Genomic DNA, 24,524 nt, shown 5'->3' with positions numbered 1-24,524 from the left:
ATATAAGCCTTTAAAACTAGGTTTGTGAGCCTCTTTTGTATTTTATAATAATTAGTAAAAAAATGAATAAAGGAGTTGTAAAATTTTTTAAAGAAGACAAAGGTTATGGTTTTATAACTAACTCAGACACTGGTGAGGATATTTTCTTCCACGTTTCTGATACGCAGGATCAATTATTTGAGAATGACAACGTAACATACGAAGAAACCCGCGGAAAAAAAGGAATGCAAGCTACCGATGTAAAACTTGATAGATAGTTCCTGTCATAATCTAAGTTGATGATCTTTAAAAAGAACAGGTGCCGCAAGGTAACCTGTTTTTTTTATGCTTTTTTACTCACCGCCATTTTTATAATTTGCCAATAGTTTTGCGCCAGCACTCCTTGTTCATAAAAACCCCTTGCCTTGATGATTTGGTGCATTTTGGGTAAATTGTAAGGAGGCACTGTCATAAGCAAGTGATGTTCAGCATGGTAGTTCACATTATTGGGGGCAAAAAGGAGTTTTTCCCACCAACTGGCATAGGTAGTGCGGGTGTTACGGTGGGCGTCTTCCAGATCGGGCACCATACTATGCTCAGCAATAGAGCGCACCCGTAATGAAAAATTAAAAGTAGTAAACAAGGCCATTACCCAGACTAAAAATACCCAGCCCGCGCCACATAACCACAGTATACACCATATCATTGCATTTGCCAAAAGGGGTTGCCAATAATAGTTTACTCCAGTTTTTATCACGTTCCATTTACTCCTGTTGCTTTGATCTATCTTATGAACAGTGCGACTGGCGGTATACTCTATATAACCAAAATTAATTAAAGCTACCCCCAGTTGAGTTTTTACTCCAGTAATACCCGCCAGGTCGCGGGCTACTTTACGGAGAAAGCTCATGACGGTAGTAGGGTAACCGTAAGTAAGCGACAAGTCAGGATCTTTGGCAGTTCCGGCGTTTACGTGGTGTTTAATATGGTAGGGACGATAACGCACACAATCGTTGATGACTGGGTAGCCTCCCAGCCAATTGCCCACAAAGGCATTTAAACGGGCTGATTTGAACACAGCACGGTGCGACATGTCGTGCATAAGAATGGCACAGGCCAATTGCCTGCCTCCTAATAAAACCAAAGCAAGTAATATGGTGAAAACATTGGGAAACAAAGCCAATAGGGTAAATATGGCAGCTATACTTCCCCATATTTTCAATACCATCCACCAACCTTTCCAGTCATTTTTTTTGGTCAATAGTTTTATTTCTTCCGGGCTTAAATAATCGTTTGCGTTCATTTTCTACATCAATCAATGACACTTATGGCTTTATAGTATTTGTACTATCAATAGTCCATAGTATTTAGTCAATAGTCGATAGCTGATTCGAGTAAATGTTCACCTTGTTAAATGCTGTAAACCAGTATTTTATATTAAGATTGTGTACTCACTTTATTTTTAAAAGTGTTTTGGTTTTACGCCTAAACACCCAGTTAAATAGTTTTTAAATTCATCAATAACTGATAACCAACAAACAACTTTGACTAAAATCACTGCGGAGTATTTCTATAGAAAACACCTTTGAACAACAAAAATACTTTTTTTTATTAATTATACCACACACTCACTCTACTTCTTGAAAATTTAATTGTAATACACAATTTTTCTTAGTCTTTAGGGAAAAGAGATTTATCTATGTTCGGAATCACCTTTAAGGCATTTTTATAATAAAGTTTTTTTAAGACCTGATCGGATAAATTAAGCCCATACATTTTCCAGTGAGCGTGGCGCTTACGGTAGTAGTCAAAGTATTCGTCTTCGGTTTCTAACACCCTAAAATACACGGCGTACTCTTTGGGCTTCCAGGTATCTTTGCCAAACATTACCCGGTCTTGGTATTTGGTGAGCCACTTGCGGGCAAAGCGAGGTTGCCTGCCTAGTTCGGCAAGTACCGCCCCTATTTCAGTATACACATTGGGGCATTCGTCGAGCAACTTACCTAAGCGATTCAAGTCGTTGCCCATCCAGCCCAGGTGAGCGTTGATAAACTTGGTATTTTTATGTTTTTTGAAAATGTAATGCTGCTCTTGTATGACCGCTTCCCACGAAGGAAATTTTTTAGGATTGCGGTAACGCCCTGGTTTTTGTTTCAACTCCAGCCAACGCTCGTTGCGGCTGTCGCGTGGCAACCAAAACTGAAAGGGCTCTCCGGTATGAATGAGCACCGGAATCCCCAACTCTCCACACTTTGCCCACACTGCATCCAAACGAGGGTCATTTACCGCAATGCGTTTGCCTTTACTATCTTTGGCGGTAAGCCCCAGGTTTTTGTAAATTTTAAGTCCATTCACTCCATACTTTTTCACATCGCGCTCAAGCTGGGCTACTGTAGTGTTGGTCCAATCAGGGTCGTCTATTCCTTTAAAGCTAATATTAGTAAATACAATGAATCTATTTTTGTGTTTGGAGGTCTTGACATTGTTCATCACTTTTGCCAAAAAACTATCTCCATTTCGGTTCCAGCCACGTCCGCTTAGGTTTACCATTACTTTCATATTCAGTGCTGTCATTTTTGCCGCCAAAGCAATCAAATCCTGGTTACCCATGCGCCACTGATGATTATGCACATCAATAAAGGGGTACTTGGCTTGGGTAGGTGTATGTTCGGGCACTATCAAGGTAGATGCTGGGTTGTACTCTTGAAACCCCATTTGGGTAGGTGAACCTTTAGGACGTTTTTTAGCATACCTTTCTTTAAACTTTTGATTGTTGTTGGTGTCAGGGTCATACTTATTTTGCCCATTACACTGGGCAAACAAAAAAGTGGTCAAAATCAATATGATCAGGTTTTTCATTGGGCACATGGTAGTAAATGAAGTTACATAATTGCCTGACAACCTTAACAAAAAAATAAGTGAAAGTAGGGTTTTCGATGAATTTTAACAGAAAATTAATAGCACCTTTGACTAATTACCCAACCATAAAGCCCCCTCTGTTTCATACAGCAACTCTCTTTTTATTTGCCCAAGGGCGAAGCTTCTTTCATCAAAAAATTGTAAACATGCTACTCCACTTTACCCATTTTTATAATAAAAAGTTAATGTTTAATGGTTTGAATCCCTTCGAGGTCTCGTCATATTTGCGCTCCGAAAAAACGGACACTTTTTTACTTTTATATAAACTTTACTATACTCAATGAAACATCACTACTTAACCACCAAGTGGTATACATTTTTTTGTATATGCCTGATGATTGGGATAAGCAACATCTCGATTGCTCAGACACGAATTTCGGTAAGGGTGTCATCGTCAAACGATGACGCTGAAGAGCGAGGCAGCAATGCCGGAAGCAGCCCAGGACGTATGTACCTCAATAGCTCTGACCTTGAGCTGGTACGCGACGGAAGCACCAGAGGCAACCAGTGGGTAGGCATGCTATTTCGTAACCTAAACATTCCACGAAGAGCCGTTATCACATCGGCTTATGTGCAGTTTACCGCTGACGAAACCAATAGTGGAACGACTAACCTTGTGATTAGAGGAGAAGACACTAATAGTGCAGGTACTTTTTCGTCGAGCAACAATAATATTTCTTCACGTAACTTTACTTCTTCGAGGGTAAACTGGAACAATGTACCTGCCTGGAACAGTGTAGGAGAAGCTGGCTCCAGACAACGTACTCCTGACCTTAGGCGCATTGTACAAGAAATTGTAAACCGCAATGGCTGGGTATCGGGCAACAATATCGCTATTATCATTAATGGTAGTGGAGAACGCACCGCTGAGTCTTACAACGGTAGCAGTAGCAGGGCTCCTTTGTTGGTGGTAAACTATACCAATGGTGGTGGCAGTGGTTGCAACTATTGTACGTCTACCAGTAATCGTTCTACTTATGAGCACATTGCCAAAGTAGAAGTGGGAGGATTTTCTAACTCATCAGGAGCGAACAATTACACAAACTTTACCAATCGAACCATTAATTTAAGCGCTGGACAACGCTACAACATCCGTCTTACTCCAGGGTTCTCTGGCTCTAGTTACCAAGAATACTTCAAAGTATGGATAGATTACAACGGAGATTGTGACTTTAATGATGCAGGTGAGTTGGTGTACGACGCAGGATCTACGGCTAGTTCTACAGTAAGTGGCTCTATCAGAATACCTGCCAACATAACACGCCGTACCCGTATGCGTGTGTCTATGAAGTATAATGGGGCTGCTACTGCTTGTGAAAACTTTCAAGATGGGGAAGTAGAAGATTATACCGTAAATATTGGTTCTGGTGGTGGAACGCCTCCGGTTGCCGCATTTGTAGCAAACCGTACCAATATTAGAGTAGGTCAAAGTGTAAACTTTAGTAATCGGTCAACAAACAATCCTAGCAGCTACAGTTGGGTATTTAGTGGTGGTTCACCCTCTGCCAGCACTGCTACCAACCCTGTGGTTACTTACAATCGCGCTGGAAGGTTTACCGTAAGGCTGACGGCACGCAATGCTTATGGCAGTGATGTTGAAACTAAGACCTCTTACATTACAGTGAGCCCATCTAATGGAGGATGTAACAAGATTAGTTGTTTTACCTCTATCAGTCCTACCAGTCAAACCTCCCGTCTTATCATTCCTTCTTCACATCGTTTTCAAATGTTAATGAAGCAGGGTGATAGCTACACTACTGGCGGGGGCAATGTACCAGGCAACCACGACTTTACTGGGTATGTGCCCATTAACAACAGTAGCACCAATGGTTACCTTTCTGTAAACCATGAGAACACCCCTGGTGGTGTATCTATGATGCGCCTAAGCTATAGCAACACGTCTAAGCTATGGAATGTAAACAGCAACCAGGCAGTTGATTTTTATAACAATAACCTCGTAACTACTACCCGCAACTGCTCAGGTGGCATTACACCTTGGGGTACCGTAATCACTTGTGAAGAAACTTACAATAGTGGTGACAACAACAACGATGGTTATGAAGATGTAGGCTGGTGTGTAGAGATTGACCCAGTTACCAAACGCGTAAAATCTTATGGCAATGGTAAACAGGAAAAACTATGGGCATTAGGACGTATGCGTCACGAAAATGTAGTGGTGGCAAGTGACCGCAGAACGGTATATTATGGCGAAGACGGAGGCACCAGTTGTGTGTATAAGTTTGTAGCAAACAGCGCCCAAAACCTGTCTAGAGGAAGGCTGTATGTATTGAAACTAGATGGCAGGCTAAGTGGCGGAAACCCTACCAGATCTACCGGGCGCTGGGTACAAGTGCCTAACAATACCAAAAGTGACCGTAATAATACTTCTTCTATTGCTTCTTCGCTGGGTGGTAATAATTTTAGTGGAGTAGAGGATGTAGAAATTCACCCAATTAACGGGAAGGTTTATTACACTTCTAAAGGAAATGGCAGAGTGTATAGATTCAACGATAACGGTTCTACAATATCAGGATTTGAAGTGTTTGTAGGCGGACGTAGCTACCCTATTGCTACTAACAGTGGTACAGTAAATGAGTCTTGGGGCGGCGGCAACGATAACCTGGCTTTTGACAATGACGGTAACTTGTGGGTGTTGCAAGATGGCGGCAGAGACTATATCTGGATGGTAGAAAACGGACATACACAAAGCAATCCCAAGGTAAAATTGTTTGGATCTTCGCCCAATGGTTCGGAGCCTACCGGAATCACCTTTTCGCCTGATGGACGCTTTATGTTTTTGTCTATTCAACACCCAAGCTTTTGGAATAGTAGCCAAACAGATGCTGCCGGAAACAGTGTACGCTTTAACAAATCGTCTACCGTAGTCATTGCGCTTAACAAAAACTTGGGTACTTTGAACAACCGTACTACACAAACAACCATTGCTCAGGAAGCTACCGGAGCACAAGCCATGAAGGTTTTTCCAAATCCTCCGGCTCAGGGCAAAGTCAATGTGGCTTTTGCTACCGAATACGAGGGCAAAGTAGTGATTGATTTGCTTACTACTCAGGGGCAAAAAATAACGACCTTGTTCAACAAACACCTGCAGGCAGGCAAACATCAATTGGCTTTTGACCTAAACCGACACGTTTCGCAACATCAAAACTTATTGATTGTGGTAACTGCCAATGGAAAACGACAGACAAGCGTTATCAACTATCAAAAATAATCAATTGTGTGAATACCTTAAAATAAGCAATCTACACTACACATCTTTCTGATTATTGAACCATTACAGGGGCACAAGTATACCGTGCTCCTGTTTTTAAATTTCTAACAACAATGAAAAAAAACATTCTTTATATATTCGTTTTTTGCTTTTTGCAAACGGGACTGGCTTTGGCACAAGTGCCTACTCCTAAACACGGGCTGATACACACCTCGGTACAACAAGCCATTCAGGGTCAGGGTACATTGCTCAACTTGCGTAACCAAGCACTACAGGAAGCACCACAAGGACTGGACAAACTGCCTCAGCTTAAGTTTTTAAATTTGATGAAAAATAAGCTCACCCAGTGGCACCCTTCTATATTTACCCTGTCCGAACTAGAGGTGCTCAATATTCGCCAAAATAAATTGACTGATATACCTGAAGGCATTGGAAAGCTGACTCAATTGAAACGCTTGAACCTGGCCAAGAATAAAATCAAGGCTTTGCCTACAAGCATTGGTCAGCTTAAGAAGTTGCGCTTATTACACATGATGATCAACCATTTAGAGCAACTGCCCGAAAGCATGGGCACTATGCAAAACCTACAGGTACTAGAGCTAGACTATAACCAACTTAAGAGCTTGCCAGCGGCTTTGGGAAAGCTACAAAAACTCCGATTGATCAGTGTGGGCTACAATCACATTAGTGCTTTGCCTGCTCAGTTGTATCAACTGACCCAACTGCACAAACTTAACCTAGAGCACAACCAAATCAAGGAGTTGAAGAAGGATATAGGGCAAATGAAAAATTTAAACGCCCTGATATTATCCAACAACCACCTTACACAATTGCCCGAAAGCATTACTCAGCTAAGTAAAATGGAGTTATTAGTATTAAGCAATAACAAAATTGCCACTATGCCCGCTCACCTAAAAAAAATGAAGGGACTCAGAACCTTGATTTTGGTAGGCAACCCACTCTCAAAAGACGAAAAAGACCGTATACTCAATGCATTGCCTCAATGTGATGTACGGTTTTAATTAAAGCTTACTTATCTCTTAATAGTAATAATCCCTAAAAGTTTAATTTTCCGCCTGGAAAGTTAAACTTTTTCTTTTCGATGTACGTTTTTTGCTGAATAGATCAGGTTTGAACCCAGGATGCAACACTCATGAAAATAATATACAAAAGTAAGTATCAGGAAATTTCGTTTCATAAAAAAAGCTCCACATTGCACTTCAGATGGAATGCATCTACCTTAAAAATGGAAGATATTGAGTACCAAAAAGAAACCGAACAAGCGCTCCAGTACTTACAAAAGTATCGTCCTGAGAAAACATTGATCAACCTTAAAAAATTTGCCTATACTATAGACCCTGACATGCAGGGTTGGGTCAAAGAACACTTCTTAAACAAGATAGTACAACAACAACTGACCAACATCAGTGCGTTGGTGACGTCAGATGATTTTTTTGCCCAAAAATCGGTAGAGCAATCGCTTGAAAATAGTATTCAGGGAAACCACTCCCGTTACTTTAGTTCTACCGAAGAAGCCATTGACTGGCTTGACTAGACAGACATAACACCCAAAAACATTGAAAAGTCTACGCTCTGATACAGAATGTAGGGATAGGTTTCAGCAAAAGTCCCGTGTATTGAACACGGGCATTTTTTTTCGATCTTTTCTTTTTAACAACCCTTACAAAAGTGCCCTACTCCATTTAAGCCAGTTGCTTAATAAACTCAGGTGTGCATTTCATGCCTTCCAATCTCCCATTCGTGAAGTATATCAACTAATTACTAAAAGATATATGTAATCTTGTTGCCAATAACATACACTTACAAACCTACTTCACATAATGAAAAAGAACTTAATTTACATCACGGCATTGTATCTGTTGGCAATTTTTAATGCGAATGCAGCCAATATTTTGGTAAAAAACACAGTAGATTCAGCTACCCCAATCAATGGTGATCATACTTTACGCTCAGCACTGGCTGCCGCAGTTACTGGCGATATTATTACGTTTGACCCCAGCACCAATGGTACTCCTTTTGTCTTGACACTTGGCTCCATCTCTATTCAAAAAGAGATTAGCCTCAAAGGAAATGGCATTCAAAACACTATACTGGACGGCAACCAAACTGATCGTATTTTTATCATAGGGGGCTCCTCCAATGAATACTTTGTAAGCTTTGAAGGCATCATGTTCCAAAATGGATATACAAACAATGGAGGGTTTCAGGCAGGCGGTGCTATGTTTGTAAGGGGCTCCCTTTACCTCAAAGATTGTAAATTTTACAAAAACAAAGCGCTCAACGGAGGTGGTGGTGCTTTTTCCATGGCAAATTTATCAGGACACCAGCCCAATACTTTTATCAATGTACAATTTGTAGAAAACGAAGCAGGAGGAAGTGCTGTCATGATAGGCAATATGGGTGGTGCTCCTACCAACTTTGACCGTTGTTCGTTTATTGGCAACACCAGCCAATATAACGGTGGAGCGTTTACCGTAGGATACCATAATACTACCCATTTTATGAACTGTAAGTTCAAAAATAATTCAGGTGACAGAGGTGGAGCCTTGTCTTTGGCGGGTAATGTAAAGATTTTTAACAGTATTTTCACTGGCAACACCAGCACTAACAGTGGCAATGGAGGAGCTATTGCCAATGCCAATACAGGTTGGCTGAATTTATACATCGCTAACTCTACCATTGCGGGCAATACTGCCACAGGTGGTGGTGGTGGGATCAGTTTTACCAACAACGGAGGGGCTTTGGCATTGCATTTATATAATAACATCATTGCCAAAAACCAGGCAATACTGGGGGCAACCCATGCGCTTTACAAAGATGATGTGTTTATAAGTGTTGGTACATATACTATGTACGGAGGCAATTTTATAGGCGATGCTTCTGGAGGAACCTATGGACTAACCTCTACTCATGCCAACGACTTGCTGGGCAGCGATACTAGCCCTATCGATCCATTGTTTGTTGATTTGGCAAATGATGATGCCCACCTGCAGCCCTGCTCTCCTGCTATTAACCTTGCGACCAGTATTCAAACTGAGGCATTTTTTAATTACGATATAAATCAGGATGGTAGTGTTGGCGGAAACATCAGCGTAGATTATGATGAAAACCCTCGCACAGTAAACACGAACACAGATGCAGGTGCTTACGAATATCAGGGAACGGTATATACTACTCCTGTACCTTCTTTTCATTATACCGGCAATGCCTTTTGCCAAAACAGTGGTACTGCATTGCCCTCAGCTTTTAACCCGGGTGGTACTTATACAGTCACTGGTGCCAATGCAAGTAGTTTGGTAGTTGATGCTAATACTGGAAGCATTGACCTTAATGCCAGTTTACCGGGCAATTACACCGTTCAATATAGTGTGCCCGACTGCAACGGAGGCACTAATAGTCACAGCGAAACTATAACAATTAACCCTTCGCCAGTCAATACAATTAATGCGACAGTATGTGCAGGCGAGTCTTACACGCTAGGCTGCGACACTTATACGCAAAGTGGCACTTACACACATACTACTACTACCCCCCAGGGTTGCCCAAGCACTACTATACTAAATCTGACTGTGGCTCCATCTATCCAAATTTATATTTCTCAACAAATTAACCTAAACGGAGGTGTTGCAAGACTTACTGCCTGGTTGCCAACCCCTCCGCTGGGTACTTACACGTATTCTTGGGCGATAGGTGGGCAAAAAGTAAGCATTACCAATTTTGTAACCAACCCTTGCTCTGACAAGGTGTATACCCTCACTGTAACCGATACGGCTACGGGTTGTTATAAAACGACTACTTATTCATTTACTAATCGATGGAACATGTGCAGAGAGACTATAGACCCCCATTTGGGTGGGTTGTCTGTCAAAGGTAGAACCACCCAAACCACTCAAACTACTACAAATACTGCCATATACCCCAACCCCAGTAACGGAAACTTTACTTTGCAAAGTAGCCATAGCCCTATAGTGCGTTATGAGATATATAACAGCAATGGAAAAATGGTTCAGAATAAAAAAGTAAGGGTAGGAAAACAACAAAAAGTAAATATGGAAAATGCACCTGCCGGGCTGTATATGGTAAGGGTATACACTAAAGACAATCAAGTATTGTTGAAACGGATAGTAATCAAATAAACATTGAAACGATATTCCGTTAATCACACGATATATCGTACAAAAAACAACATTCACCAGACGGCTAATTCTGTAAACAAAAATATTTTTTATATTTATATCACTGATTACCAGTAGTTTATTGATTAATTTTTGGCTGCAAACATTTTTGGTCTTTGGTTTGAATAAGTATTCATCAAAGATATTTAATAAGCTTTGTGGTTAGGAAAAAAAAACGAGATGGTGTTGCCATCTCGTTTTTTGCTTTAGTACTTTTATTTACTCTCCCAACAACACAAAAGCCCCCCAATAATAAGGGTGTGGAAACGCTTGTTTTATTTCTCGTTGGGCTGCCCTAAAAGCTTTTTTCAGGTTTTTGAACTTTGTCAGGTTACGATAAAAGTATATCATAAGTTTTTGAGTAGCCGTATCGTCTACTTTCCATAAACTCATAATAATATTTTGGGCACCCGCGGTTTTTAATGCACGCTGCAACCCATACACCCCCTCACCTATTCTCACATCTCCCAACCCGGTTTCGCAAGCAGATAACACCACGAGTTTTGTTTTCTCAAGACGCATATTTGCCACCTCATAAGCAGTGAGTATGCCATCTTCTTGCCCATCTAATAACGATTTTTTGTTTGACACTCCAGTCAACACAATCCCTGAACGCAGCATGGGGGCATGATAGTCTACATCATTGTCAATCAGCGAGAAGGTGTTCTTTTTGTGGGCGCGTCTGGCAATAAAAAAACCGTGCGTGGCTATATGCAATATGGTAGGATTTTCTACTTCTTTTATGTGTTTTTCTAATGCTTCTTTCCCCATTAGTTTTTGGGTTTGCCATTGGTTTTGTTGCATAATGGCTGCTATTTGGTTTACTTCTTTTTCGGTGCCAGGCAAATCTTTAAACACCACACTGGCTAACTGGCGCTGGCTACGGTCAGAGTCCAAGCCACGTTTGTCTACCTGGGTAGTGTCAGCCTTACGACGACTGTCTATGGGTAGTTTGTATACAGGTCTACCTACCAATATTGCCAGGGTGTTGGCTCCCAACACTTCTTGTTTTCTTAGGCTCAGTACATCTTTGCTGGTGTTTATGAGCTCAATTTTATAGCGATCGATCAGGTATTGTTTATTTGCCGGGTTTTGCAGCGTATTCAGGTTTACCTGGTTATAAAATCCGGTAGAAGAAAAATATATTTTCTCTACTTTATTGCCTTGTGGCAAACTGTCTATCACTTGTTGAATGGGTTGCCAAAACTTGCCATAACTATACCTGTCTGCTCCCTTGTATTTAATTCTACCCCGGTAATACCTAAGGTAACGACGCTCTAGTTGATGGCCATTTTTTAGGCGTAAAAATTTGGGAGGGGCTGCCTTGCCTCCCTTGATCACCCATATCCCATACGATATACTTGCACGTTGCGTCCAGTCTGATGTTCTGACCATTTCTATGACTACTTCGTTGGGCTGCAAGGCTTTTTGTATCTTTTGCCAACCATGCTTGGGTATAAACGCCTGACGAGCAAACAGTTGGTATTTTTTTGCCAATTGTTTTTCTATGCGATTATTGGTCTCTTCCAGTGCCATCAAGTCTATCCCTCGTTTTTTGAGCTCCAGCTTGGGCAATTGATACAACTTCGCCAGGTATTCTTTTTGTGCAATCCACTGATCGTATAACTTAAGGTCTTCAGCATTTTTACGTTGCAAAATAGTGGTACGCATTTTTTTCGAAAAATTCAGCGCAAGCAATTTGGTTTTCAGGTGAAACTCAAACAATTTGTTTAACAACACAGGAAACTGCTTTCCTTGCTTTACCGCAAAGTCTTTGAAAGCTTCTACATGCGCTACCGAAGAATATTGAAAAGCAAGTTTGTCTTTTTCGCTCATTGCCGGGTAATTGTGCGCCATATAATCTAAAAATAAGTTGGCAAACCTTATAAATTGTTTTTCGGCACGAGCCGACTCCCCTATTTCAGCATAAAACACTGCGTTTTGCCCCTGAGCATGTACATACGTTTGGTTATTTTGCCCTAGCGATTGCTCAATCACGCGCATGCTCTTTTTCAGCAATGCTTCAGCTTTTTTGTATTTTCCCAGGGTTTGATAATCAAAAGCCCGGTTGCGTAAAATATGGGCAAATATGGTAAGGTCATTTTTTAGCGCCTTTTCAGCCAATGGTATAATATTGCGAAAACGCTTTTCTACCAACTGTCGTTTGCCTTGCATTTTGTACGAAAAATGTAAATTGAGCAAGGCAGTAAAATAGTTGGGGTGGGTTTTACCAAACTTTTTTTCATACATTAACATGACCGAATAAAAATAATCTCCAGCCTTTTCATAATTTCTTGTAGCCAGGTAAAAAGTGCCCATTTGCGATAAAAAGGAGGCGTACAATGTGTGCTCGCTGCCTACCGATTTCAAGATAACTTTTTCAGCTTTTTGCAAGGTTACTACTGCTCTTTTGTACTTGCCCAAGGTGGTATGCAATGTTGCCAGGTTTAACAAAAAGGCACCATAAAAATTATGGGCTTTACCCACAGTTTTTTCATAAATAAGCAAGGCTTCGTCAAAAGCAGTTTCTGCCTCCCCATAATTACCCGTGTTGAAGTGTACCAGCCCCAGGTTGCCCAAAGAATTGGCGTAATAAGGGTGCATTTTGCCATAGTGCTTGTACTTGATCTTTAAAGCCTGTTGAAAACGAGGTGCTGCCTTAGAGTAAATACCCATATTAAAATACAGCAACCCCAGATTGTTGAGCACAGCGGCGTACTCATAATGCTGCGCCCCCAATGCTTTTGCCTGGTGTTTAAGTGCTTTCAAAAAAAACTGTTCTGCCTTTTCATAGAGTCCCTGCTCGGTGTACAATAGTCCCTGGTTGTTGAGCACTATGCCATACTCTTCTCCTGGTTTGTTTTTATAAAACTTTTGAGCAGACTCCAGGTGCTGTTCGGCAGCTGTATAATTTCCCACGTCTTTGTACAACAAGCCCAGGCTATTGTATATATTACCATACTCTGTGCTTTGGGTACCCAACACCTCAGCAGCCACCTTTTGAGCTTCTAAAAAGTTTTTTTCTGCCAATTCATATTTTGCCAATAATCGATAAAGGGCTCCCAGGCTGGTGAGTAGTGTATAATAGTTTCGTTTTTTCTTGCCATACTTGTTTATGTGTAAACTTATCCCTTCTGTCAGTAATTGTTCTGCTTCTGCATACGAGGCATAGGTTGTTTCTATCACGGCAAGATTGGTCATAGCCTTTATCAAATCGGGAGTTTTTAGTTGATGAGCTTTGGCAACCCTTATGGCATTTTGGTACCACTTTCGGGCGAGGGCTACCTGGCGTTGCTCTTGATAATAATTCCCAAAAGAATAGGCATAGGTCACATAATTGGTAAAGTTTTTCTGTTGCTTAAACAAAGGCAATAGCTCCTGGTATAAAGGTAAAAGGGCTTGATGCTTATTTTGTTGCTCATAAGCTTGTACCAAACCCGATAAAGTAACAGCATAATTGGCTGATTGAGTATCTTTGAGTTGATCTTTAAATATACGCAATGATTTTTGGGCAACCCTGGCTGATTTCTGCGGCTTTTTCATCAACAGGTATACCGTAGACAAATTACTCAACACTGCTGCCTGATTATCATAAACACCATTTTTACTAAATATCTTTGCCGACTTCTCGTACAACTCTGCCGACTTAGGATACTGCTTTTGTATCTTGTATACCTCGGCTATTTTACTCAATTGAAAAGCGTACTCATTGGCTGTTTTGCCTTTCTGGGTTTCGTACAAAGCCAATTGATCAAGTAAAACAGGGAGTAAAGCGGTATAATTTTGCTGTTGTTCGTAAATGGCTGCTATACGATTGGTAGTCAGGTCACAGTATTGATGGGTTTTGCCTAGTTGCGCTTTGTACACGCTCAACGCCTTTTGGTAAAGGGGTAAGGCTTTGGTGTAGTTTTTTTGTTCGTAATATACATTTGCCAGCGAGTTGAGCCCCACAGCATAATAGAGGTGACTTTCGCCCAATTGCTCTTTATAAATATTACTGGCTTGAGAAAATAGCTGAATGGCTTGGTCATACGCTTTGTTTGCCATATATAATTGACCCATATCATGGGCATAATTGGCATAGGTTGCCGATGCTTCCCCAAATTCTTTAGCAGCCAGCACCAACATTTTTTTACCCCACACCAAAGCGGTTTTATAGTCTTGTTGTTTTACAAACTCATTTTTTTTTGCAGCAAGCTGTCCCAATGCCGCCGATTGAGCTATGGCAAATGAAGCAAACATGCTTTGTATACATACGATTAAAACAAAAGTTTTCAAATGAATAAACTTCATAAGTCAGGCGTTTGATTAAACTTCAAAACTACACAAAAATAGGGGGAAGGGAAACAAGGCTGGCGTTTCTTAAGCCCCTGCCTAAACAGAGATTTTCGGGTAACCAAATAAAAGTTTTATATTGCTGCTTAAGCAACTCTTAAACGAATGGCAAAAATAAAGTTTACCAACTTGCTCAGGAGGTTTTACCCTCACCTTGCGGAGCAGATAGAAGTACCAGGCAACACAATAGCACAGGTGCTAGAGGCACTCAATCAACAATACCCTGGCATTAGAGATTATCTGGTAGACGAAAGGGGCAAGTTAAGGCAACACGTCAATATTTTTATTGGCGAAGAACTCATCCAAGACAAAGACACACTGCAAGATACAGTAGAAGAACAAGACGAGGTTTTTATTTTACAGGCTATTTCAGGAGGATGCTCCCTCAAGGTGATATAACAGCTGTTTTATCCAGAATATTGCTTCAAAAATAGCACAGATTGCAGGAGTTACAAAGCCTCCATTACTCGCCTGATCATTTCGCCGGTTTTGGTATAGTCAAGCCAACGCGTGACAATTACCAAATCGTGGGCTTTGTCTACCACCACCAGGTTGCCGCCAAAACCTGAAGCATAAAACACACTTTCGGGAACCCCTTGCCAATGTCGGGGTTTGTCTCCTACATAGTTGGCTACCTTACAGTTAAGCCACCACATATACCCGTAGTTGCCATTGGCCATTGATGGTTGGGTAGCAGTATGCACCCAATTTGTGGGCAACACCTGCGTGTCTTTCCACTTGCCATCGTTCAAAAACAGTAAACCATAACGAGCCTGATCTTCGGCACTGATAAATAGTCCGCCCCCCCAATGCGCTCCTCCACTTACTGACTCTACCTCTCTTCCGTTGATATTTACTTTAGAGGTGGGGTAGCCGTGCCAGCTCCAGGTAAACGATGCTCCTATTTTGTCCATCACGTAGTCTTTCAAGATCTGTGGCAATGGCTTTTGCCAAACTTTGAGCAAGGCATACGCCAACAGATTTACCCGCACATTATTGTACCTAAACAAAGTACCAGGCTCAGACCGGGGGCGTTTTTTCCAGTCTTCTACAGTGCCAGTTTTGGGTGGTCGTTCTGCCCAGTCGTGCCCTCCCCACAGCTCCCCTGCCCATTCAGACGATTGGGTGAGCAAATGTGCCCAGGTTACTTTTGAGTTGTGGGCACCAGCAAACTTTCCATCCTGGATGTATAAGCACACTTGGTCATCAAGCGACCGTATAAGCCCAATGTCTACAGCCAATGCTGCTACAGTAGACAAATAGCTTTTGGTAGCACTGCACGCCATTTCTACGCGTTGGTTGTTGCCCCACTGGGCAATGATGTATCCATTTTTGAGAATCATTCCAGAGGGGTTTCCTCTTTTTTTGGTGGGGCCTATCATTTGATGAAAAGGTTCACGACTAAACCACTTGGCCAAGTTGGTTTTTAAATCCCGATCGCCTTTGTATTCATTTGCCAAAGCAAAGCGAATGGCACTTTGTAACTTACGGGAGTCGATGCCAAACTGGGCGGGTGACTGGGTTTGCCACATAGCCCCTCTTTCGGGAAAGTAATACTCTTTTTGCACCACAGTAGTGCTTACAAAAGGAGTGAGCAGTAGCGATTGTTTTGCTTGCATTTTTAGGATGATCTTATCAAACCTGAAACTGTTCTTTTAGCGACATGAGTACCCAATGATAAACCCTTCATTTTTAACTTCAAAATAGGGTTGTTCAGAGGGGAACATATAAAGCTTCTATTTTTTACGTAAAAAAACTACACTTTATAATACATTTTAATCACTTGCTCAAACACCAGGTTGGGGATATTGCGCTTAAGAAATACCGTAAACTTCTGCAAAGGTTTACCCACCAGGTATTTGCCGCTTATGTGTCTTTTTTTGATCAGTTTGTGTATTTTTTTCGCTACCATTTCGGGAGCAATGCCCTGCATCACATCGTCGTTCATTATTTGGTGAGTACGGTCAAACGACTCTTTATATATCGAGGTGTCGTTGGTTGCCGTCAGGCGATGTTCATTGATGCCAGTGCGCACGTCTCCGGGCAATACCGAACAAACTTGTATCCCAAAGGGAGCTACTTCCATACGTAATGCCTCGGTAAGCCCGTCGATAGCAAACTTGCTGGCACAATAAGTAGCACGATAAGGTAAACCCATCACTCCGCCTATAGAGCCTATGTTGATTATTTTACCTGATTGTTGTTTGCGCATATAAGGCAATACCTCTTGAGTAAGCCTGACTACCCCCATTACATTGGTCGCAAATACCTGCTCGATGTCACTTAGCGGGGTTTCTTCCAAAGCTCCAGCAGTACCCAGTCCGGCATTGTTTACCAACACATCTATGTGTCCTTCATTTTCTATCACCTGCTTTACACCCTGTACTATCTCTGTTTCGTTGGTAATGTCCATTTTCAGCATTTTAACGGCACCGTCAGGCATTGCACGACGACTGGTGCCATATGCCGTATACCCTTGCTGCTGTAGGTAAACAGCCATTGAGTTGCCTATGCCTGAAGAGGCTCCAGTAATTAGTATGACCTTACTCATGAAGTTTGGTTTGGTGATATAAGAAGAAAGCAAAGGTAATTAGCCCAAAGGCAGTAGCCCAGTTTTTTATATAGTTTTTTGGCAAGTGTCAGGTTTAGCAACAGCTTACTCCTCTCCCCATTGTTTGGTATAATCAATGTCTTCTTTGATTAGCGCCTGGGCTTCTTCGTGACTACGGTAATGAAATACCCGGCGAATAGTATCGCCCAGGTGTTTGATAATAGAAAAGTAGGTGTTGTCGTCTGTCCATTCAATCAAGTCACCATTGATATAAATGGTGACCACATCGGCTTCGGTGGTACGGGCAATGTATTGATGCAAACTATTGGGGTGGGTATTGTCATAATGCTTATGAACCCCAAAAGAGTAATTGAACTTAGGCACTGAAAAGGTTTGCTTAAGCTCTTGGTAAAAAAGCTTTAGTTTAGCTACATCCTTGAAGGTGTTGTGAGAAATGGCAAAACTTTTTTCATCTATTTTGCCACCAAAATGCAAATTCAAATGTTCGGGTTCACTGCTGGCTTTAATGATAAATACGGTTTCGTCGGACTGAATGACTGAGGTGAGGTCTTTTTTGAAACAGGTAAAAGCAGCTGGAATACCCTCTTCGTTGGTATGCCTGAATGCTTCGTTAACGCTAAAACTAAAGGCATAAGCGCTGTTTAAATCATGGGTTTCGCCATACATTTCGTTCGACACATAGTCTGCCCTTATGTATTTGGCAAGATGAGACGTAAAATGTCCAATGGCGTGCTCGGCATGGCTCATAGGCGACACTATTGTAATGTTGGTATCACGGTCGATATAGGCGCCATATTCCCGGTTACACTCAAAGTGCTCTACCACGTAAGTATTGGCAAAACGATCTTCAAGGGTATTTTTTTTATAGCGTATACGCAATTCATTATTTTTGATGGCATCAAAAATATCTTCTTCTGACAGTTCCAATCGGCTCTTCAGGCTTACTACATCTATCAAACGGCGGGTAACCGACATCTCACCTATTTTGTGGGCTGAAGTATAAAAAGCGCTTTTAATACTTTGGGTGTTTTGCTCTACGATTTCTTCCTTAGAGTTTTTGTCTATTTCTTGCATAAAACCCGCCGAAATAATACCTGCTGGCAAAGCAAATAAGCCAATGCCCAACAAGGCTATAAACGACCCTAGGGCTTTGCCCAACGAAGTAACCGGATACACATCGCCATACCCTACTGTAGTAAGAGTAGACACTGCCCACCACATAGTTTGTGGAATACTGGAAAACTTGTCGGGTTGCTGCTCTTTTTCTATCATAAACATAAGGCTTGCCGCCACAATGAGTAGTAAGAAAATAGTAAAGAAAATGACTTGAAGGTCTTCTTTTTTGGTCATGATAATTCTGACCAGCAAACGAATGGAGGCAGAATAACGCCAAAGCTTGAGCAAACGAAACAACCTGAACAAACGAAAAGCCCGTACAATACGGAAATCATTGTGCAGCATAGGAAAAATAAAGGGCAAATAGGCTGGTAAAAAAGCAATGAGGTCAATCAGCGCCACTGCCGTAAACATAAAGCGTAAACGCCCCCACACAGGGTGCTTGTAGCGTTTGTCTTCGGTAATGCACCACAACCTAATGATATACTCCAGGGTGAAGATAACTATAGAGATATGCTCGAATATCTTAAAAGCAGCGCCCAACTGTTGATGAACAGAATCGACCGTTTCGATGGTAAATGTTACTACATTCATAAAAATGAGCAACATCATAAAGGTATCAAACTTTTTGGTAATGTTTTGGTAGTTCTCGTGTTCGCCCTCAAAAATATAATATACTTTCTGCTTTAGGGTTAGTTTTGGCTGCATAAGACTCTCTCACAAGTGTTTAAATTCCCGATAGGTATTTGCCAATGTATCAGTCGGCAAATATAACACAATAAAAAAGCCATGATAATATAAAGTCTGACATTTCTCAAAAGATGATCACTACAGACTTAGAGCTTGTTTAAAAATCACCTAAAAGGCGTTTTACGCGATTTTTGCACTCATATATTGCTAAATTTATCAGCAATAGCGCTGCTATTACTTCAAAATTTAACGCACCTGAGCACAAAACTCATCGAAAATCACACTAAACGCGAAAATTTAAACAAGCTCTTATTGATGTTGTGCTATTTACTTTGTGGTACATTTTTATTTAGTGGCTCAATGGCTTTGACTGCAGTCAAACAGGTACACTTCTAGTCGTTTTCGGACGATCAACAGTGTTGACGACAAAAAGCATCTAACAACTCCAGGTCAACTTCTATGTCTTGATTACACCCCTTGGCTGTGCCAGTCGCTTTGCCATACATACAGAAATAAGGCATGGCTGCATAAGCTGCCAATGAAAAATAGCCAACAGTAGCACAATCGTGGGGCAATATCTCAAGTACTTTGTTACCTGGTTTGCCATACATCAAGTTAGTAAGCGCTGATCCATGTGCGGCAATAAGCACCTCGGCGTGGTAAAAAATCTGGGCTTGCTCACGTACCTTGAGGTTGTCTAACACCCTCAACTCAAAGTCATAAGGACGCAATACTTCATACACTGCCTCTTGGTTGCGCACCTGACGCCGATGTACATTACCCCTGGCAATGTATACCTTGGGGTGGTAACAACAATTGTCACTGAGGTCAAGTCTGGAGGTAACCACCTGACGGGCGTAGGTGTATGTTGCCTGGCTATAATAGTGAGGCAAGGGAGAATGCACAGTAAACGCTGCCAAGGTGCGGGTACCTTTGCAAGGGTTGGTCACAATTTTATAAGGAGAAATACCCAAAGTCTCAAAGCACTCGCTGATAAAATCCGGGATTCTTGACAAATCACCTATATAGAAATGATCTATTTGTTCAAGCCCAATATGTTGTTGGTAAATTTGCAACAACGGCAACGTTTCGCGCATCCAGCGTCCATAATGTCGAGGAGAAACATTGGCCAAATACGCCACGGTTCCCTTCAGTTTTTCTACTTTGGTGGGTAGCTTTTGTTGCAATATGGGCAATGCCTCAGGCGTTACTCCAGGCGCCACTAGTACGTGATTGTGAGGATCGACAAGGTGCTGACAACAAAATTTAAACCCCGAATGGGTACTGTCAATACACATAGCGTGGGTAGTAGCTTCAAAATCCTGCCAATGCTTAGAGGGTGTACCGCTGCCCAGCAACGTAACTTGAGGCGCTTTCACTGCATTTATTTGTTGAGATAAGTATGCTTTTCCCTTGTACAACAAGGCATAATCTTGAGCATTGTCTGGGGAAAGACTGGTTGTACCTTGGGGTGATTTTGCCAGTGCAGCGGCAATTTTTTGAGTAATGCGTTGGAACATGTGGATGTTTATAAGTCTAAGTAAAAACCATACACCATCAAATCACCTTGCCGAAAGTCGAGCGAAGGCAAGCGCGCAAAACCCATGCGTTCGTACATGCCCCAGGCCACTTTCATGGCTTGAGTAGTATGCAATATCATTTGTTGGCTCCCCAAGCCCCTGGCACGTTGCAAACAAGCTTCAGTCAATGCTTTGCCCACTCCCTGACCTCTGGCAGCAAGCGACACTACCAACAGTCGGATACCCGAAGCATTTTGTATGGTAGTAGTAACTCCTTTGGAGCTGTAGTCTTGCATATTGCCCACAAATACTACCCCACCCAACAACTCATTGTCTGTAGATCGGGCTACCAATATTTCAGTAGATACTTTTTCGTTGAGTTTGCCCACATTATCGAGCAGGGCATAATAAGTGGGGTGCTCTGCCCTGGAAGGAAAACCCTCCAGGCTCGAAAACACCCGCAACATAAGTTGCCCTAAAGCTTTATATTCATTGGGTTGGGCTTCTCTTATATTGATTTGTTTCATCGGCATCATAATACATTTTAATAGTAATTGACCGCAGTCAACCATTGAGTGTGTGTTTATTACCAAACAAAAAGATAATTGAAGCTTGTGGTTACCTATACTTTCTCTCTTGAGTTTTGCTGCCTGTAAGGGCTATAAATTTACTTTGTGGGGATGTGTACTCTAGAATACCATTTAACTGGTGGTTGTTTTAAGTTTATTACCCTTGCTCAACAGTGGTATTCATCTTTTTTCTCATATAACGATGCAAAATACCTACTTCTTCAAACGGTTTTCCGTAAATTTCGTACCCTAATTTCAAATAAAAATTTACTGCCTCTTGGCGAGCGTGACACTCAATCAATTGGATACCTTTTTCAAGGGCAAAATGTTCCAGTGCTGCCACTAGTTTTTTGCCTACTCCTTGTCCTTGATGGGAGTCTTTTACTGCCATTTGAATAAGTTGTGTTTTTTGCTGTGTCTCGTCTAGTGGCACCAATACTACACACCCTACAACTTGCGCTTGGTCAATGGCCACAAAGTGCCAGGAGCGATGGTCGTGCATCTCCCAGGCGTGGTCGGGTATGCCAATCGGACGCAGTAAAACTTCATTCCTTAGCATTCTTTCTGCCTCATACAGTGGACTTTGAGGGGTAATTTGTTGTATAATCATCTTTTATACTTTGTTTTAATCGTTGCTCAAACTTTTTTAGTTACCTGATTTCACAATGCTGCTCAGCTCAGTAGTATGCACTCTTCGCCAAACAAAAACAGCGTTTGGATAGAAGTTCATCGTTTAAAACACCAATATACATCCGTATCTAAGGGCTTGCACCTGTCAACGCTTCCATATAAACACCTAAAAATAAGCAACTTACATGCTCGTTAGCTACCAGGCACCAGCAACCTGTCATTGCTGTGAACCATTGATATCATATACCATCATTATATTGGCACGTTCATAATTCTGACTACTTTCATCTATGGGCACCTCTCTGAAACCTAGCGTCCGGTACAAATGAATGGCGGGCTTCAAACGGGTGTTTGACTGTAGCTCTACCCTGCTTGCCTGTTGTTGTTTTGCCACTTCCAACATGTGTAAGCCCAGTTTTTTGCCTACCTGTTTGCCTTGTGCCTTATCAGTGACTGCCATCTTTATCAGTTCATATACTCCGTCTTTTACTTTAGACAAGCCACAAGTACCTACAATTTCGCCATTGAGTTGGGCAAAGCAAATATAGCCACCTTTGTCAATGATGTTTTTCTGAGGATCATTCAATAATACAGCGTCGCAGGGTTCTACTTTAAAATACTTATTGAGCCACTCATAGTTGAGTTGGGCAAAATATTTTTGGTGAGCTGGGGTATACTCAATGATTTGAGCTTCACCCAATAATTGTTGCTTTCGGTATTCTATGACACGGTCGTACAAACTTTTTTGTTCCAACTGTTTTTCAAACTTATCCATTACGTCTACAATGTCGTATCCAGTAGCCATAATCATTTGGTTGGTCACTGTTTCTACTGCATCCCACATGGGGTTTAACCTATGAGCCACCTCCCGCCCTTTGTCAGATAAGGTAACCGCTTTTTTTCGTTCATCTGCTTTGTCAGTAATGCTGCTCACCAACCCCGCCTTTTTCAACTCTTTGATAATTTGGCTTACCGCCGGATGACTAATGCCTACATAATGGGCGATCTCGGTAACCGAGACAGTTTCTTTTAACTGAATAGTATAAAAAACCACAAACCACTTGGGCTTAAAGTCTACCTCAAACTCTGCAATAATGCTGACAGCCTCTTGATAAAGGGCATCGCCTACTTTTCGAAAACGACTCCCTAACGACAAACCGCGGGTGTCGTTAAATATATTTTTTCTCATTGGGTTTGTTTATAAACATAATTTTATAATCAATTATGTAACTGGTTACGCAATTATATTAAAAAAAGTTTATTAAACAAAAGAAAAGCTTCCGCCAACGACTATAGTCTCAGCGAAAGCTTTTACTCATACCTTGATTTAGATAATTAGAAAACTTAAAGTTTGACACCAATTATTATGACTCAGTTTGATTCACTATTTAGTGTTATTGAATGTGTGCATAGCTGGTGTATTTGATTATAGCATACTTATAAAATAGCTCAACTTTGTTGAAAAAAAGGCATAGCTAGTTGAATTCATATAGCAAGTTGAAGTTTCCTGGAAGTAACAAAAAATGCATAACTGGTCTTCAGCAGGATCATCCTACGCACCAAAAATTAACGCATTGCTGATTGATTAAGAATATTCATTGTTTTTACAAAAGTGTTGAAATGTGAATGAATAAGTGTTTCACCATAATAGTGCAGCAAACAGCCAAAGTGTCCCCCTTTGGAAAATGTTTTTTCTCAAATAAAAAAAACATACAAATCTTGAGGGACATTTTAAGGGTGAGGTCAACCATGTTGATAAACAATGATTACTAATCAAAGATTTGAGAGTTTAAGTTTATCTAATAGTTTCTCGCAAAAATTCTCAAACATGAATGCTTTAACTAAGCTTTTCATTAAACATCGGCAACAATGATTATACACCCTCCCAATCAAAAAAACATAAGCAAAAAACTACCTCACAAATACTTTGTGTGGCAACCCAACGCAAACCATTTCAATTGTGTTTGCCCCAATAAGCACTGATACGTTTCAGAACTATTTTTATGAGTTATTTAACCGCGTGTAGACCACTGTACCCAAGGGGTGCTCAGCGTATGAAAGGCGTTTATAGAGCTCACAAGGCTTTATACAAAATCCTTATGTCAAACCCGGCATACCACATGCCATTAAACGATAAGTTTCATGAACAACATCTCATTGCTTGTGCAAGAATGGTATCAGACCCGTAACCAAACAACGCTTAAGCAAATATTTGAGGAAATACAGGAAAGTAATATCCATTTTTTTGGGGCTTGCTTTAAAACCTGGACAAACAAAGGGGCGATTGATGATGCCAATGAGTGCATTCAACGTTTTAATGTGTCGCTCTACGAAAAACTGACTAAAGAAAATGATCCTACACCCATTGTTACCTTTGAGCATTACTGTCGCACAGTACGCCGACGGGTATTTTTAAATTTTAGACGAACACAACAGAAAAAACAAGAAACTAACATAGACCCTACTGATCCAGCTAGTGGCAAGAATATTTTGGAGAGGCTCGCTGACAATGACAATGACGACCTGGAAAAAGAGGTATGGCACATTTATAAAAAGTTTATGGATGGTAATACTGGAGATTTGTCTTATGGTATTTTTAAGCTTCGAATTGAGCAATCTATCAGCCACGAAGCAATTGCTATTTACCTAAACAAGAAATTTAAACTGCAGGGGGACAAGGCTTTGACCAGCTCAAAAGTAAGAAAACGATATTCGAAGCTTCTCAGCAAATGGAGAAGGTATTGTAAAGAAAAGTTTAAACCTTGAGCT

The 24,524-nt window shown here is 41.2% G+C and carries 17 protein-coding genes; 7 read left to right on the top strand and 10 right to left on the bottom strand.

Annotated features, from left to right (window positions below):
- Positions 1-62: 62 nt before the first annotated feature.
- Positions 63-257, top strand: a complete 195-nt coding sequence (locus tag M23134_RS05680; RefSeq protein ID WP_002694512.1) for a cold-shock protein — start codon at positions 63-65, stop codon at positions 255-257.
- A gap of 65 nt (positions 258-322) precedes the next feature.
- On the opposite strand, the gene M23134_RS05675 is transcribed toward M23134_RS05680, so the two are convergent.
- Positions 323-1,282, bottom strand: coding sequence for a fatty acid desaturase family protein (locus tag M23134_RS05675; protein WP_002694510.1), 960 nt, complete (start codon positions 1,280-1,282; stop codon positions 323-325).
- A 368-nt stretch (positions 1,283-1,650) separates the two neighbouring features.
- Positions 1,651-2,838, bottom strand: a complete 1,188-nt coding sequence (locus M23134_RS05670) for an amidohydrolase family protein (RefSeq protein WP_002694509.1) — start codon at positions 2,836-2,838, stop codon at positions 1,651-1,653.
- Between the two features lie 340 nt (positions 2,839-3,178).
- Between M23134_RS05670 and M23134_RS37570 the strand changes: the two genes are divergently transcribed.
- From M23134_RS37570 to M23134_RS05645, 4 genes are all read left to right on the top strand, one after another.
- Entirely contained in the window at positions 3,179-6,127 is a 2,949-nt protein-coding gene (locus M23134_RS37570; protein ID WP_053337254.1) for an alkaline phosphatase PhoX, read from the top strand.
- Positions 6,128-6,240: 113 nt separating this feature from the next.
- Positions 6,241-7,149, top strand: coding sequence for a leucine-rich repeat domain-containing protein (locus M23134_RS05655; RefSeq protein ID WP_002694507.1), 909 nt, complete (start codon positions 6,241-6,243; stop codon positions 7,147-7,149).
- A 131-nt stretch (positions 7,150-7,280) separates the two neighbouring features.
- A complete protein-coding gene (locus tag M23134_RS05650; RefSeq protein ID WP_045113068.1) occupies positions 7,281-7,682 on the top strand; it encodes a hypothetical protein in 402 nt (133 codons plus the stop codon).
- A gap of 286 nt (positions 7,683-7,968) precedes the next feature.
- Positions 7,969-10,284, top strand: a complete 2,316-nt coding sequence (locus tag M23134_RS05645; protein ID WP_002694505.1) for a T9SS type A sorting domain-containing protein — start codon at positions 7,969-7,971, stop codon at positions 10,282-10,284.
- Positions 10,285-10,542: 258 nt separating this feature from the next.
- On the opposite strand, the gene M23134_RS05640 is transcribed toward M23134_RS05645, so the two are convergent.
- The gene (locus tag M23134_RS05640) at positions 10,543-14,616 is read right to left on the bottom strand and encodes a tetratricopeptide repeat protein (RefSeq protein WP_045113067.1); all 4,074 of its coding nucleotides are present in this window, start codon (positions 14,614-14,616) and stop codon (positions 10,543-10,545) included.
- Positions 14,617-14,763: 147 nt separating this feature from the next.
- Between M23134_RS05640 and M23134_RS05635 the strand changes: the two genes are divergently transcribed.
- Entirely contained in the window at positions 14,764-15,057 is a 294-nt protein-coding gene (locus tag M23134_RS05635; protein WP_002694503.1) for a MoaD/ThiS family protein, read from the top strand.
- 50 nt (positions 15,058-15,107) lie between these two features.
- Here M23134_RS05635 and M23134_RS05630 read toward each other — a convergent pair whose 3' ends face one another.
- From M23134_RS05630 to M23134_RS05600, 7 genes are all read right to left on the bottom strand, one after another.
- Positions 15,108-16,277, bottom strand: a complete 1,170-nt coding sequence (locus M23134_RS05630) for a serine hydrolase domain-containing protein (RefSeq protein WP_002694502.1) — start codon at positions 16,275-16,277, stop codon at positions 15,108-15,110.
- Positions 16,278-16,414: 137 nt separating this feature from the next.
- Complete coding sequence (locus M23134_RS05625) at positions 16,415-17,209, bottom strand: SDR family oxidoreductase (protein ID WP_002694501.1); 795 nt, start codon at positions 17,207-17,209, stop codon at positions 16,415-16,417.
- A 105-nt stretch (positions 17,210-17,314) separates the two neighbouring features.
- On the bottom strand, positions 17,315-19,054 hold the full coding sequence (locus M23134_RS37565; protein WP_002694500.1) for an ion transporter: 1,740 nt from the start codon (positions 19,052-19,054) through the stop codon (positions 17,315-17,317).
- Between the two features lie 392 nt (positions 19,055-19,446).
- Positions 19,447-20,556 (bottom strand): glycosyltransferase family 61 protein, encoded by a 1,110-nt coding sequence (locus tag M23134_RS05615; RefSeq protein ID WP_002694498.1) that lies wholly within the window; start codon positions 20,554-20,556, stop codon positions 19,447-19,449.
- Positions 20,557-20,564: 8 nt separating this feature from the next.
- Positions 20,565-21,083 carry a GNAT family N-acetyltransferase gene (locus tag M23134_RS05610; RefSeq protein ID WP_002694497.1) on the bottom strand — a complete coding sequence of 173 codons (519 nt, stop codon included), beginning with the start codon at positions 21,081-21,083 and terminating at the stop codon, positions 20,565-20,567.
- Positions 21,084-21,282: 199 nt separating this feature from the next.
- On the bottom strand, positions 21,283-21,735 hold the full coding sequence (locus M23134_RS05605) for a GNAT family N-acetyltransferase (protein ID WP_002694496.1): 453 nt from the start codon (positions 21,733-21,735) through the stop codon (positions 21,283-21,285).
- Positions 21,736-21,972: 237 nt separating this feature from the next.
- Complete coding sequence (locus M23134_RS05600) at positions 21,973-22,944, bottom strand: bifunctional helix-turn-helix transcriptional regulator/GNAT family N-acetyltransferase (RefSeq protein WP_002694495.1); 972 nt, start codon at positions 22,942-22,944, stop codon at positions 21,973-21,975.
- A 953-nt stretch (positions 22,945-23,897) separates the two neighbouring features.
- Here M23134_RS05600 and M23134_RS05595 point away from each other — a divergent pair.
- Positions 23,898-24,521, top strand: a complete 624-nt coding sequence (locus M23134_RS05595; RefSeq protein ID WP_002694492.1) for a hypothetical protein — start codon at positions 23,898-23,900, stop codon at positions 24,519-24,521.
- The last annotated feature ends 3 nt before the right edge of the window (positions 24,522-24,524 follow it).

It is taken from the genome of Microscilla marina ATCC 23134 (assembly GCF_000169175.1).
Taxonomy (GTDB): Bacteria; Bacteroidota; Bacteroidia; order Cytophagales; family Microscillaceae; genus Microscilla; species Microscilla marina.
Note: the sequence above shows the minus strand (reverse complement) of the source record. Positions and strands in the feature narration are given on the sequence as shown.

Excerpts from the sequence above, each read along its gene's own strand:
- M23134_RS05680 (WP_002694512.1), top strand. The coding sequence starts at position 63 with ATGAATAAAGGAGTTGTAAAATTTTTTAAAGAAGACAAAGGTTATGGT.
- M23134_RS05675 (WP_002694510.1), bottom strand. The coding sequence starts at position 1,282 with ATGAACGCAAACGATTATTTAAGCCCGGAAGAAATAAAACTATTGACC.
- M23134_RS05670 (WP_002694509.1), bottom strand. The coding sequence starts at position 2,838 with ATGAAAAACCTGATCATATTGATTTTGACCACTTTTTTGTTTGCCCAG.
- M23134_RS37570 (WP_053337254.1), top strand. The coding sequence starts at position 3,179 with ATGAAACATCACTACTTAACCACCAAGTGGTATACATTTTTTTGTATA.
- M23134_RS05655 (WP_002694507.1), top strand. The coding sequence starts at position 6,241 with ATGAAAAAAAACATTCTTTATATATTCGTTTTTTGCTTTTTGCAAACG.
- M23134_RS05650 (WP_045113068.1), top strand. The coding sequence starts at position 7,281 with ATGAAAATAATATACAAAAGTAAGTATCAGGAAATTTCGTTTCATAAA.
- M23134_RS05645 (WP_002694505.1), top strand. The coding sequence starts at position 7,969 with ATGAAAAAGAACTTAATTTACATCACGGCATTGTATCTGTTGGCAATT.
- M23134_RS05640 (WP_045113067.1), bottom strand. The coding sequence starts at position 14,616 with ATGAAGTTTATTCATTTGAAAACTTTTGTTTTAATCGTATGTATACAA.
- M23134_RS05635 (WP_002694503.1), top strand. The coding sequence starts at position 14,764 with ATGGCAAAAATAAAGTTTACCAACTTGCTCAGGAGGTTTTACCCTCAC.
- M23134_RS05630 (WP_002694502.1), bottom strand. The coding sequence starts at position 16,277 with ATGCAAGCAAAACAATCGCTACTGCTCACTCCTTTTGTAAGCACTACT.
- M23134_RS05625 (WP_002694501.1), bottom strand. The coding sequence starts at position 17,209 with ATGAGTAAGGTCATACTAATTACTGGAGCCTCTTCAGGCATAGGCAAC.
- M23134_RS37565 (WP_002694500.1), bottom strand. The coding sequence starts at position 19,054 with ATGCAGCCAAAACTAACCCTAAAGCAGAAAGTATATTATATTTTTGAG.
- M23134_RS05615 (WP_002694498.1), bottom strand. The coding sequence starts at position 20,556 with ATGTTCCAACGCATTACTCAAAAAATTGCCGCTGCACTGGCAAAATCA.
- M23134_RS05610 (WP_002694497.1), bottom strand. The coding sequence starts at position 21,083 with ATGAAACAAATCAATATAAGAGAAGCCCAACCCAATGAATATAAAGCT.
- M23134_RS05605 (WP_002694496.1), bottom strand. The coding sequence starts at position 21,735 with ATGATTATACAACAAATTACCCCTCAAAGTCCACTGTATGAGGCAGAA.
- M23134_RS05600 (WP_002694495.1), bottom strand. The coding sequence starts at position 22,944 with ATGAGAAAAAATATATTTAACGACACCCGCGGTTTGTCGTTAGGGAGT.
- M23134_RS05595 (WP_002694492.1), top strand. The coding sequence starts at position 23,898 with ATGAACAACATCTCATTGCTTGTGCAAGAATGGTATCAGACCCGTAAC.